Raw genomic sequence first — 12,797 nt, forward strand, 5'->3', positions numbered from 1 at the left:
TACAGGAGGATGCACGTGGACACCAAGCCATTCGAACCCAAGATCGTCGCCTTCATGTGCAACTGGTGTACCTATGGAGCCGCGGACCTGGCAGGCGTCAGCCGGCTCCCATATCCTCAAAACATCCGCCCCATTCGGGTGATGTGCTCGGCCACCATCTCACCGCATCATATCCTTCGGGCTTTTCAGAGCGGAGCGGACGGCGTCTTCATTGGGGGCTGCCACATCGGAGATTGTCATTACATCAAGGGAAACTACATGACCATCAAGAGAGTGGCCTTCATGGAGGACCTGCTCAACTGGTTCGGTCTGGAGGGACGCCTGCACCTGGAATGGATTTCTTCGGCGGAAGCCCAAAAGTTCGTGGACGTCATAAGGCGCTTCACGGAAAAGATCCGCGCGTTAGGGCCCAATCCCATCCCGGCTTTATTGAAGACCCCCAAGGCGATCTGGAACGGAGCAGACGATGAAGGACATTGTGCGAACGTGGCTTGAATCGGGCCGCATCGATCTATTTTTGGGCTATCGTCTGGTGGATGGCCATCCCATCCCCCACTGTTTCTCCAAGGAACGGCTGGAAGAAGTGGAACAGTTGACGGAGAGCCTCGCCCGCTACCCCCTGGAAAAGATCGCTCATCAGATGCTGCAAAAAGATCCGGCCGTGCGCATCGGCCTCATGGCCCGCGACTGCACCCAGCGATCTGTCCGGGTGCTCGCTGCCTGGAATCAGATCGACATGGACCGAATCCGCGTTCTGACCATGTCGTGCTGTCCTTCGGACGCCAAAGACAAGGCGTTCTGCAGCTATCTCCAAGAACCCGAAACAGGGCCTGTTCGGAAAAGCAATGGCATGCCCTCGACAGGCGATCCGGACGACTGCCGCGTCTTGCCGGCCGAAGAGCGCCTTCGGCGCTGGCTCTATGAATTTCAAAAGTGCATCAAATGCTACGGATGCCGAGACATATGCCCCGTCTGCTTTTGCAAGGACTGCGGGCTGGAACACGAGGATTTGATGGACAAGGGGGTGGTTCCCCCGGAAGTGCCGCTCTTCCACCTGATTCGAGCCGTCCACATGGCCGGACGATGCGTGGATTGCGGACTGTGCGAAGAAGCCTGTCCCGTGGGGATTCCGCTGCGGCTGCTTTATCGCAAGGTGAATGGGATTGTGACCGATCGTTTCGGCTATCGAGTCGGTCAGACGAAGGACCAGTCCCCGTTCAACGTGCTGGGAGAATTTTCACCGCTGGAGCTCTCATCTTTGGACGATTAGGAGAAAAACCATGGATTGTCGGCTTGTACCCTCCGTATGCTCGTATTGCGGGACCGGCTGCGGGGTTCTCTTTTCCGTGATCGACGGGACCCTTGTGGGGACCTATCCCATCAAGACACACCCGGTCAATGAAGGAAGCCTGTGCATCAAGGGCTGGAACCTCCATGAACACATCACCAGCCCCAAGCGGCTCCGAAACCCCATGATTCGGCGAAACGGGCAGCTTCAGCCCGTCTCCTGGGATGAGGCGATTCAGGAGGCCGCCTCGCGGCTTCGGACCGTCGTGGAAGAGCACGGCCCGGACAGCGTAGGCGTGCTCACATCAGCTAAAATCACCAATGAAGAAAACTATCTGGCCCAGAAGCTGGCCCGCACCGTGATCGGCACCAACAACGTGGATCACTGCGCTCGCCTCTGACACTCGCCCACGGTGGCAGGTCTTGTCGCCTCATTCGGCAGTGGAGCCATGACCAACTCCCTGGCGGACATGGATCGGTCCGAATGCCTTTTCGTCATCGGATCCAACACCACGGAAACCCATCCCATGATCGCCAAGCGGATCTTGAGGGCGGTGGAACGCGGAGCCGCCTTGATTGTGGCGGATCCGCGCCACATTCAGCTGGCGCGTTTCGCCACGGTCGCCGTCCGCCACAGGCCCGGAACGGACGTGGCGCTCTTGTGCGGCCTAATGCACCTGATCGTGCGAAATAACTGGCACGACCAAGACTACATCCGCCAGCGGACGGAAGGCTTTTCGAGCTTTGAAAGGGTCTTGCAAAACTACCCGCCGGAACGGGTGGCCCAAATCACGGGAGTGGCCGTGGAGGATCTGGTCCGCATGGCCGAAATCTATGCGACGCGCTCTCCGGCGGCCATCTATTACGCCATGGGCATCACCCAACACACCACCGGCGTGGACAATGTCAAGGCGTGCGCCAACTTGGCCATGCTCTGTGGCAACGTGGGAATCCCAGGCGGCGGCGTCAATCCCCTGCGGGGGCAAAACAACGTGCAAGGAGCCTGCGACATGGGTGGGTTGCCCAACGTGCTGCCAGGCTACCAGCCCGTGGGCGATGAACAGGTGCGAAGCCGCTTCGAAGAGGTCTGGGGAACGAGACCACCGGGGCAGATGGGAAAGACCATCCCGGAAATGATCCAAGGCATGCAGGAAGGCCGGATCCGCGCCTTGTACGTGATCGGGGAAAACCCCCGCGGAAGCGAGCCGCATCTGCGCCATCTGGACAGCGCTCTGGAAAAGCTGGACCTTCTGATCGTCCAGGACATCTTCGCGACCCCCACGGCCCAAAAAGCGGACGTGGTCTTCGCCGCCTCCGCCGTGGCCGAAAAGGACGGCACTTTCACCAATACGGAACGACGGTGCCTTCGAGTGCGAAAGGCGGTGGATCCTCCCGGAGAAGCCCTGGAAGACTGGCGCATCCTGTGCCGGCTTGCCGACGCGCTGGGAGCGCCCCAAAACTTTGAGAAACCCGAAGATATCTTTGAAGAGATCCGCCGAGTGACGCCTTCCTATGCCGGCATGACCTATGCCCGCCTGGGCATCGACGGACTCCAGTGGCCGTGTCGTACAGAAGACGATCCCGGAACTCCCATTCTCCACGTGGGATCCTTCGCCAGGGGCCGTGGCATTTTTCATCCAGTGGCGCATAAGGAACCGGCGGAATGTCCCGACGACGCCTATCCTTTCATCCTGAGCACGGGCCGCATGTTCGCTCACTACCACACGGGCACCATGACCCGCGCCTCCACCCACCTGGACCGGGAACAGCACACCGCCTATGTGGAAATCCACCCGAAAGACGCTCAAACCCTGTCCATTGAAGATGGTGATCAGGTCCGCGTCTCCACCCGACGGGGTGCCGTGGCATTGGAAGCCCGTGTCACCAATCGTGTTCGTCCGGGCATGCTTTTCATGCCTTTCCACTTCCAGGAAGCTGCCGCCAACATCCTGACCAACCCGGCGGCGGATCCGGTGGCCAAGATTCCGGAATACAAGGCGTGTGCCGCCGCCATTGAAAAGATCATGGGGGGAGAAACGGCACAGGAGCGGTCGGTGTAGGATCCCTCCCGGCCTTTCACGCGGGCCCTTGTTGGATAGATCCGCGTCTCACTTGACACTGACAGGGAGGCGAAAAGGCCCCCATCGGTCAGCGGGGCAACCGGGGTGAGAACTTTGGACCCCGGAGGCCCCGCCTCCTTTCTGGTTTGGTTTCCGTGTTGTGATCCCCTACCATGCCCCGCCGGGGAACGCCCTCCAGTGCGAGAGGCAAAGTGCATCCTCAGGGAATGCCTAGCAGACCGCAACGTGTGCGAATGGAAGGCCACAAGGGCGGGACACCCGCGATGTGACTCACCGAGCCGTCCACGGCGACCAACCCCTGGCCGTTCTATCTTTGCAGGCGAACCCCTGGGGGGCATCAGTGCCTCGAATCCGGCTCATGGGGCTCCAGGGAGCGAACAAACCGATAAACCGAGGAAAGGCTCCCCCGGTATCCCCGTTCCCTTAGCCGCTGATAAATGGCGGCAACCTCCAGCTTTTGCCCGCGTAGGCGTTCCACCACTTGTCGAAAAGGCTCGACGGAGGAACAACTCTGAGGAGCTTGGAGTTTGCGAACGTTTCCTCAAGCAACTCGCTCAGCTCTCCCACCGAGGGCAACTCCTTTCCCAAAAGTCCTTGTTTTTCCGCCCACCTCCGATAGTGGGCCACCGTCTTTCGGTTCATCTTCAGTTGCCGTGCAATCGCACGGTCGCTTTCTCGTTTCTGAATTCGGTGCAACAGTTCCCGGATATCCACGTTCGTTTTCCTCCGCTTGCCCATAGGCTGCTCCTCTCACATGTAGGTGAGAGGAAACTATGCACTATTTGGAGGAACCGCACCAGCACCTCTCTGGACCACTTCGGCCGACAACGACCGGACCACCTTGGCCGAAAATCCGTGGACCAGTTTGGCTGACATCCACTGGACCATTATCGGCCGAAAGATGACAAACCTTGCGGGCATGCCGCAACATCTTGCGCAAAAAGTCAATAAATCCGCTCTGAGAATGTTGAGAACCAGGGCGAAGCTCCAGGCCCACACACCATCCCTCCTGGCCAAGGTAGGCCCCGATCGGTGCATATCCGTCGTAGTCCTGGTACGTCCGCGAAACTCCTTCTTTCTTTGTGTCGGAATTGCCCAGGCAGAAAACATCCAGGTCCAAAGGTACGTGCCCCGTGGAAAGAGCTGTCACGGGAACCTGGGTCTTCTCAAGCAGTTCTGCGCTACTTGCGCCGGCAAGACGTTCGAAAACGTTCGCGTGCTTGTCCAAACGTTGCCGCATGGTTTCTTGCGAAGGAACCTTCTGAATGTCCAGAGCCTCTTTGAACCAGTCATCGCCGGAAACGCCCGCAGCGGCTTCAAAGTCACTCTTACCCAGACACAGAAGCCCCAAGTAGGTCTTGACCACATCTGCGTGCGAGATCATTGGACGCCCTGGAACTTGCTTTTCCAACTGCTCGCACAGGCTCGTGTACCCGTTGATCAGATTCCCCACAAGGGCCAAGCCAGCCTGCCCGCTGTAGAAAGCCATCGAAGATTGTACGATCTCAATTTTCTTCATGAGTGCACCTGCCGGGTGAAAATGTGACAGGAGGTCTTATAGCATAAATGAGATGTAAATTCAATGGGATATCCGCCACAAGATAGTCTTATGCATAGGTGCAAGTTCACGGATTAAGGATAGAAGCCTTCTTGAAACTGTTTACCGTGAAAATACAACCGCGGGAATAAGAAAAAGCACAACCCTTATTTTCATTCACGAGGGTGGCTGCGGGGCGTTTGCTCCAGCCATGCTGGTTTACTCTAGACGCGCTGTTTCTTGTGGCCTCATTAATAGGCAGACCACACCATCTGGTCTACTTGCGCACAAAAGGGCCTTGGGGAAAGGCACCCCCGGACTCGAAAGGTGGAAGCTGGAGGTGCCTTAGCTGTTCCTCTTATAAGCCCGGGGGTAGTGGCAGTTTAGATTGCTGTGAAAGTAATTGCTTCTTGTTCACATACTTCTATACAACTCTCACATCCCAGGCAGTCTTCCTCGTTTACAGGTACGGATTTTTCATCCTGAATCTCATATACTTCAACAGGACATACCTCCACACATTCTTCACAACCTATGCATTTTTCGATATCCACCTCAACTTTCTACATTGTCTTTTCCCTCCTTTTTCTGTGGAAACGCTTTTATTTTAGATCCAAGTTTCTAGTTAATATGCTTCATCTCAATAGCATCCAGCTGGCAAGCTTCAACACAGTCCCAACATCCCTGGCACATATCCTGGAATACAATAGGTTGTTCAAAAGGCCCGTCTATTTGCTTGATAACCTTGTGGATACACGCCTTCACTGCTGCGCAAATACCTTCATCGGGGCTACACTTGGCTGGATTACATATATTATAATCCACTAAAGCAAATGATTTTTTTGACTGCATGGACGCTTGACCCTTCTATTTCTAGCTATTAATAGAAGCACGGCTTTGACAGCTTGCGATTCAGATGCATAAACCAGCATGGCTGGACCAAATGCTCCGTAGCCACCCTCGGGGATGAAAATGCAGGTTGAATATTTATGGGCATTTGGGGTTGTATTTTCACGGTAAATACGTCGGTTTTCTGAAAACGAGCTGAGTTTTGCTGAGTGTCTTTGCTTGTTCAAAAAAACCACCATTGAATAAAAATCTTTCGTCCATATTATCAACACCCTGGCAATCACACTCTTGTCTACTCATGGCCGGAGCTACTGCTCGCTATAATGGAAAATTATTCGAACTGGTATCGTTCTCTATTGCTTTTAATATGATATCACCTTTGGCAACACCAATATCATCAGCAATAACCCTACACTTGCTCTTCAATAAGAAAAATATAGGACGTCTCTCATTGGAAAGTGCTTCATAGTTTCCCTGACCTTTGCTTATTATAAAGTTAGATTTATGATAAATTTCTCTAAATTCCTCACTGCATATTTTAAGAATGGTTCCAGGTGCGTCCGTACCGGAAGATACTATTGATGCAACCTGATCAATACCTGCCTCTACAGCGTCCTCATATGTGGCATCATTTATAATTGATACTCCCCTCACCACGAATATTACCTGTTTTTTCATTTCTTCTATCAGGATTCTATCAAAGACACATTCCCCGGCATTATCCCCGATATATAAGACCTCATGAGCCTTATTCAACCTGCATTTGAATCTGTCATAATCACATATGGCAAAATCCCTGTTAAGAGCTTCCTTTGTCTCTTCTTCTACATCAAAGTCCCAATTTGCGCCAAAGTCTATTACGTTTCCGGCAATGGCAATTCTGATTGCTGCCAGAAGTCTGTCCTCAGATTTTTCAACCTGTTCTTTCAAAAAAGGATACAACGACAGGGCATTTTGGGTACTTTGTCTTTTAATCTCTTTATAAGGATCTAAGTTCCCCGTGATTTCAGCAACTTTATGATAGATTAACCTTCCACTTTCTGGTGGAGTGCTTTCAAGGGGGATCTCCTTAAGCATCATCCCCACTTCATCCAAGACCTTTTTTATTTTCTTTTCATCATCAGTCGCTATTCTCCCTGCCCGGAGGGCTTGCTCTAAGAAACAGGGAAAACAATCAAGGTATGTTTTCATTATCCAGAATCCAATTAAACAGATCAGATTATTTCGGTCATGGGCTTAACTTTCTTAAAAGCCCGATTTCTGATGATCTCATAAATAGTCTCTAAAAGCCTAACTTCAGCACAGACGGGATTCAGAACTAGTTGACTTCCCTGGATTCCCGCCTGGCGGAGATCGGTTATCACTTTCACGGGGATGGCGAAAACGGGAGAAAAAACACCAAAAACCTTTCTACTCCCGAGTCATGGTCGTTCCGCACTTCGGACACTTCTGTTCATAACAGGGATTCCCCCATTGATGGGGCACCTTTTCACCACAATTGGGACATACACAAAAACCACCCGGACCTGCTGCGAAACCTCCTTTTCGGCCTTGACCTCCACCTTGACTTCTTGGTCCTGTTCCATCTCTTCTTGGCATTCTCTTTACCTCCTTCATAATTCCCTATCAAAGCGCAAATCTTACTACTTCCACTCATACTCATACGCCTGTTATCAATGTTCTTTCACTATGCAATACACATTGACATTTCCAGTATCTCTTTACCGTAAAAATACACTCTTGAGAATCATAAAAGGTACAATCCGTACTTTCATGGACGAGGGTGGCTATTGAGCATTTGTTCCAGCCATGCTGGTTCACCGTGAAAATACACCCCCTTTTCGGAAAAGGCATAATCCATATTTTCATCGTTGTGGATGGCTGCGCATAATCTGGTCCAGCCATGCTGGTTTATATTGGTTCTCGCTTCTTTTTATCTTGAGATGCTATATTCGTAACAAAAGCAGTAAAGGGCGCTCCCGCGAGGATTAAGACATTTAATATGATAGTAAAAACCCATCCAAAATAATATATCATCACAGGCAACAAGAAAGGTTTCACGGTACGGCACGAAAGGAAGTTCGCGAGATAGAAATCCGATGCCCCTCTTTCACCAAGGCTCTTAAGTAGCGGGTACCAGGCATAGATAGGCCCCATAGAGAGAATTCCTGCTATAGAAGATAGGAAAAGCCCCTTGATTCCGGCATTCTTGCCCAAATATCGAGCCATTTGCACTGGGCCTACAAAAAAATTAATAGTAAACATAATTGCAAATGCTATTACCAGGGGTAAAATAATTTGAAGGAAAATGTTAATACTCGCCTTGAAGGCCACAAATGTACGATGAGGGAAAACAAAAAACAAGACACCGTAAGCGACAAACACAACAAGCAGAAAGCCCCACAAACGAAGCTTCCTTTCCCATCCTGTTGCCTTTTTCCCTCCACGGGAATCTGATCGTTTTCTCATGACAAAATCCTGACAAGATAAACGGTTAGAAAGGCGATGATTATTGAAGCCAGGAACGCAGTCCCATTTCTCACCAGGGCAAACCTGGGGCCAAGAGATCCTATTTCCGCAGGGAGTTGCACCAGACCAACTGTTACCCAGGTAACAATCAGGGCAGAAACCGCATATGGGCTTACACCCATTTTGAGGAGTGTATCTCCAATAACATAACTATTTATGGGATTTCCGGCAAATACGCTCCCTCCAAAAGCCCCCAGTACGGTATCGTGAAGAGGCTTGCCAGAGAAAATGGAAAAAAGAAGCCTTTTGTGAACAAATGCATGGAAGAGTCCGATCAGAAAAACGACTCCTGCCAGCATGGGAAAAATTGACGAAAACTGTTTTGCAGTCTTTTTTAATACCTGAACGAAATTTTGTTCATCTTTTCCCGTTCTTATACCCGCTTTTTCTCCAGAAAAAGATTTACTAAATTTCCCTTTCTTATAGGAATCCACTGCATCGCATACTTGTCCGGTGACTCCAGTAACGACCTCTATGCCATGTTCCATGAGAGGGCTGGAAACCCTTGGTGAAATGTACCCACCAAGTACAGCCATCGCACCCTTCTGGAGAGCTATTGAAATCACTTTAATGGCTGCGGCTGCTCCGCCACCGCTGGATAATAAAGGAACCACCTCAAGTTTCATGGTATCCAAGTCAACCACAAGCACATAAGATGAAAGTGCCAATTTGTCACCGACCTGTGCGTCCAAACTTCGGCCATCGGATACTATTGCTATTTTCATTCGGAATGCTCCAATGGAAAAATATACATAAACATTTTTCTTCCTCTAAGACTCCAACAGAATTTTCTACCAGTGAGAATGCACCGGGTCAAGTCCAAAATTTGCTGTAAAATCTCTGATCAAGCAGAGCCTGTAGCGACTACTTGCGCTTTGTCTTCCGATCCTCGGCGAAGATTGAATTGCGTCTTTTAAGGGTGCAAATTGGGCCTTTCTGCAAGAGTATGTTCTCAAGAACGAAGATCCTGCGATGCCTGTGAATCCGGCAAAGACGCCGGTGTGAATCTCCGCGGGATCAAGATCTTCGTTGAAAAAGAAGCCACGCCATGCTCTCGGTGTTCGTGCCACTGAGTTTGCCTTCCGAAGCCGAGACAGCCGTAAGCGGCATACCGAACAGTGACCATTGCTGCGCTTGCCCCATCGGGCATGGGCAGAAGAAACACAGGGAACCCGTAGGCAGAGCGGAGTTTTCCCTGCCGTTATCGCCATGAGCAAGGATCCGCCCGGTGGGACCCGAGCACCTTCTACCGGGGACCACCCGGACCTTGCCGTAACCTTCTCCATGCCCCCCCATGGTCACCACTTCGGCCGATACCTGGCGCCCCCCCCGCAACCCAGGCCTCATCCGACAACACTGGAAAAGCTCGCCGTGAGGACTTGTACGTCTCCTTGACAAAGGAGGGGAGCCCCTATAAAAGCGGCCCAAACTTGATGCGGACAACCTTATCGAGAGAGGACGACGATACCATGAAGAAATGGGTTTTTCTCTTTCCCGGACAGGGTTCCCAGTACGTGGGCATGGGCAAGGATTTCTACGACCAGTATGCCGAAGTGCGGGAACTCTTTGAAAAGGCAAGCGATCTTCTTCACATGGACATGAAGAAGCTCTGCTTTGAAGGTCCCGAAGAGGTGCTCGTCCAGACACAGAATGTGCAGCCCGCCATCACCCTGGTCAACATCGCCTGCCTGACGGTGCTGGGTCTCCACGAGATCCATCCATCCGCCGCCGCGGGCCACAGTCTGGGTGAATACAGCGCCCTCTTCGCCGCAGGCGTGCTCAACCTGGAAGACACGCTCACCCTGGTCCTTCACCGGGGCCGGTACATGCACGAGGCCTCCCTGGAACAACCCGGCGCCATGGCGGCCGTCATGGACCTGGACGCGGAAAAAGTGGAAGACGTGTGCCGCCTGTGCGATGTGGAGGTGGCCAATATCAACTGCGCCGATCAGATCATCATCACGGGCCCGGTGGAGGCGGTGGATCGGGCGGTCAAAGCCAGCAGTGAAGCGGGCGCCAAGAGGTGCATCAAACTGAATGTGAGCGGCCCCTGGCACAGCCGGTGCATGGAATCGGCCCGGAATCGCTTCGAGCCGCACGTACGAAGGGCTCGCTTCTCGGAACCCCGCCTACCCGTGGTGAACAATGTGGACGCCCGGCCTCTGGCAAGCGCGGCCGAGGCCCCCGACAAGCTGGTGAACCAGATCTGTGGTTCCGTTTTGTGGAAGCAGTCCATGGAATGGTTCCTGGCCAATGGGTACGACCATTTCGTGGAAGTGGGGCCCAAGAAGGTGCTGCGCGGGCTGATGCGCCGGATCGACCGGAAGGCCGTGGTCCACAACGTGGAAGATACCGCCTCCTTGACCACCTTTCTTCAGGCCACCCAAACCACCTGAAAAGAGAGCCGATGCGCGACCCGGGGGCGAAGAAGACTTCGCACCAGGAACCAGCGGGCCCCGACACGCCCCGCAAGACACATCCTTTCGAACCAAAAGGCCGGTCCGCTCCCCTTCCTCGTCACTCAGGGCAGATCGCCTCCAGGGCTTCCAAAACCACGGCATCCGAAACGGAGCGGAATCGCTCCACCTGGCCGATCCGCCTTGGGATCACCCAGACCAGGCCCCCGGCCCCCTTTTTCTTGTCGTGGCGCATGGCCGTGAGGACCTGGTGGACATCGGCCGCCAAAGGGGTGGTCCGGGGCAGCCCGAAGGCCTTCAGAAGATCCTCGGCTGTCTTTTCCAGCGCCGGATCCGTTGCTCCGAGAAGCACGCCGATCCGCAGGGCCACCCGAATTCCCAGGCCCACCGCATGTCCGTGGGCCAGGCTGTAGCCACTGAGCGCTTCCAGGGCATGGCCCGTGGTGTGGCCCAGGTTCAGAAACTGGCGCAACCCATGGTCCTTTTCGTCCGCGGCCACGTATCGGTGCTTGATCCGCAGGCTTTCCTTAATGATGTCTTCGGTCTCTCGGGCGGGGAGCGGGTAGTCCACAGTCGGACCGGGACCCATGGCCGACAGGATCTCCATCAGCCGTCCCCCCTCGAGAAAGCCATATTTGATGACCTCCGCCAGGCCGTTCTGCCACTGACACTCCGGCAGCGTCGCCAAGAAATCGGGATCCACCAGCACTTCCGTGGGATGATGGAAGGTTCCCACCAGGTTCTTCCCCTCGTCCAGATCCACCCCGGTCTTGCCGCCCAGGCAGCTGTCCACTTGGGCCAGCAAAGTGGTGGGTACCTGGACCACGGGAACACCCCGCATGAAGACGGACGCCAAAAACCCGATCACATCCCCGGTCACCCCACCGCCCACGGCCACGAAGACGCTCCTTCGATCGGCTCCTACGGCCAGTGCCTTTCGCGCCAGTTTTTCCACCTGAGCCAGGCGCTTGTTGGCCTCCGTGGCGTCCCACTCGATCCATGGGATCTCCGCCTTCTTGGGCTGGATGTGTTCCCGCCACCGATCCGCCACGCGCCGATCCACGAAGATCACCGGACGGCGCTTAGGAAACCGTTCCCGAAGCCTGCCGCTCAGGGACCGGCCCAAGCCCCTCCCCACGCTCACTCCCGGAAGGATTTCCGGTGCTGGGCTTCCTTCTTTCTTCGCCGTTGGAGACGGCGCCTTGCCGCTTCGTTCCGGGCTGTTGTTGTTCTGATGCCAGGTGAGAAGCCGATTGGTCTCTTGCAAGGCCTGGGCGCAGAAACCGCCCAGGTAATCACTGGTTCGGCGGAAATCTTCAATGAATTCATGCCAGTTGCCTTGCCGAACCAGAGCAAGGCTCCGCTCGAAGGCGCTTTGAAAGGCCTCCAGAGCCTCCTTTCGGAAGGGATTCTTCATGCTTATGGCGGCGTAAAGCTGGGGATCCTGAGCAAAAAGCCGCCCAATCAGATCCAACTCCAGCCGATAGATGGGACTGGTGTAGCGCAGGCTCTCCTGCACGGGAACATCCAGGGTGCGCAGGCAGTGACCCAAGACCACGGTGGCCATGTGGGGAATGAGCTGGATGACGGTCATCATGCGGTCGTGCTCTTCCGGTGTGCACTCATGGATCTTGAGACCCGCTCCTTCAAAAAGGCTCCAGAGCCAATCCCACACGGCGTCCGGCACCCGTCCCCGGCAGGCGATCATGGTCTGGCCGTGGAAATCGGACACATAGGGGCCGTACATGGGATGCAGCCCCACGAACCACGCCGCCGATCGATCCAGGGCCCTCATGGGCTCCACTTTGAGAGAGCAGATATCCAGCACGAGCTGCCTGGGACGGAAGCAGGGACAAAGCTCCTCAAGAATCTCCACGGCCCGGTGCAGCGGCACACTGACCAGGACCACATCGCTCCGGTCGATGAGGTCCTGGTTGCTCAAGGAAGTGTTCTGGTCCGAGATGAGCACGGGCATGCCGCGGGAAGCAAAAAAACGGTAAAAGACCCTTCCCATGGCGCCCAGGCCGCCGATGATGCCGACCGTGGGCGGGTCCAGCCAACCGCTAAAGTCGGAGCAGGTATCCTGCATGTTCCCTC

General features: G+C 54.2%; 11 protein-coding genes and 1 pseudogene. 4 read left to right on the forward strand and 8 right to left on the reverse strand.

Annotated elements, in window-relative coordinates:
• Positions 1 to 9 precede the first annotated feature (9 nt).
• The 3 genes from B9A12_RS02810 to fdhF are packed head-to-tail and all read left to right on the forward strand — an operon-like array spanning position 10 to position 3,347.
• Positions 10 to 495, forward strand: a complete 486-nt coding sequence (locus B9A12_RS02810; protein ID WP_084056059.1) for a hydrogenase iron-sulfur subunit — start codon at positions 10 to 12, stop codon at positions 493 to 495.
• Positions 467 to 1,270 carry a 4Fe-4S binding protein gene (locus B9A12_RS02815; protein WP_084056063.1) on the forward strand — a complete coding sequence of 268 codons (804 nt, stop codon included), beginning with the start codon at positions 467 to 469 and terminating at the stop codon, positions 1,268 to 1,270. Before B9A12_RS02810 ends, B9A12_RS02815 begins: the two co-directional genes overlap by 29 nt.
• A gap of 10 nt (positions 1,271 to 1,280) precedes the next feature.
• Entirely contained in the window at positions 1,281 to 3,347 is a 2,067-nt protein-coding gene (gene fdhF / locus B9A12_RS17490; RefSeq protein WP_084056070.1) for a formate dehydrogenase subunit alpha, read from the forward strand.
• Positions 3,348 to 3,791: 444 nt separating this feature from the next.
• Here fdhF and B9A12_RS02825 read toward each other — a convergent pair whose 3' ends face one another.
• The 7 genes and pseudogenes from B9A12_RS02825 to B9A12_RS02855 form a co-directional block, all read right to left on the reverse strand.
• Positions 3,792 to 4,106 (reverse strand): hypothetical protein, encoded by a 315-nt coding sequence (locus B9A12_RS02825; protein WP_084056072.1) that lies wholly within the window; start codon positions 4,104 to 4,106, stop codon positions 3,792 to 3,794.
• A gap of 40 nt (positions 4,107 to 4,146) precedes the next feature.
• Positions 4,147 to 4,887 (reverse strand): transposase, encoded by a 741-nt coding sequence (locus B9A12_RS02830; protein WP_084056075.1) that lies wholly within the window; start codon positions 4,885 to 4,887, stop codon positions 4,147 to 4,149.
• A 401-nt stretch (positions 4,888 to 5,288) separates the two neighbouring features.
• Positions 5,289 to 5,465 (reverse strand): annotated as a pseudogene (locus tag B9A12_RS17855) (ferredoxin); the annotation flags it as partial.
• Positions 5,466 to 5,526: 61 nt separating this feature from the next.
• Entirely contained in the window at positions 5,527 to 5,757 is a 231-nt protein-coding gene (locus B9A12_RS17935) for a 4Fe-4S binding protein (protein WP_139796457.1), read from the reverse strand.
• 315 nt (positions 5,758 to 6,072) lie between these two features.
• Entirely contained in the window at positions 6,073 to 6,945 is an 873-nt protein-coding gene (locus B9A12_RS02840) for a damage-control phosphatase ARMT1 family protein (protein ID WP_084056080.1), read from the reverse strand.
• 720 nt (positions 6,946 to 7,665) lie between these two features.
• Positions 7,666 to 8,223 carry a permease gene (locus B9A12_RS02850; RefSeq protein ID WP_139796458.1) on the reverse strand — a complete coding sequence of 186 codons (558 nt, stop codon included), beginning with the start codon at positions 8,221 to 8,223 and terminating at the stop codon, positions 7,666 to 7,668.
• A complete protein-coding gene (locus B9A12_RS02855) occupies positions 8,220 to 9,008 on the reverse strand; it encodes a NifB/NifX family molybdenum-iron cluster-binding protein (RefSeq protein ID WP_084056093.1) in 789 nt (262 codons plus the stop codon). The genes B9A12_RS02850 and B9A12_RS02855 overlap by 4 nt, the downstream gene beginning before the upstream one ends.
• 744 nt (positions 9,009 to 9,752) lie before the next feature.
• Here B9A12_RS02855 and fabD point away from each other — a divergent pair.
• Positions 9,753 to 10,679, forward strand: coding sequence for an ACP S-malonyltransferase (gene fabD, locus B9A12_RS02860; RefSeq protein ID WP_170920296.1), 927 nt, complete (start codon positions 9,753 to 9,755; stop codon positions 10,677 to 10,679).
• A gap of 121 nt (positions 10,680 to 10,800) precedes the next feature.
• On the opposite strand, the gene aroB is transcribed toward fabD, so the two are convergent.
• Entirely contained in the window at positions 10,801 to 12,789 is a 1,989-nt protein-coding gene (gene aroB / locus B9A12_RS02865) for a 3-dehydroquinate synthase (RefSeq protein WP_170920297.1), read from the reverse strand.
• Positions 12,790 to 12,797 lie beyond the last annotated feature (8 nt).

It is taken from the genome of Desulfacinum hydrothermale DSM 13146 (assembly GCF_900176285.1).
In the GTDB taxonomy this organism is placed as follows: Bacteria; Desulfobacterota; Syntrophobacteria; order Syntrophobacterales; family DSM-9756; genus Desulfacinum; species Desulfacinum hydrothermale.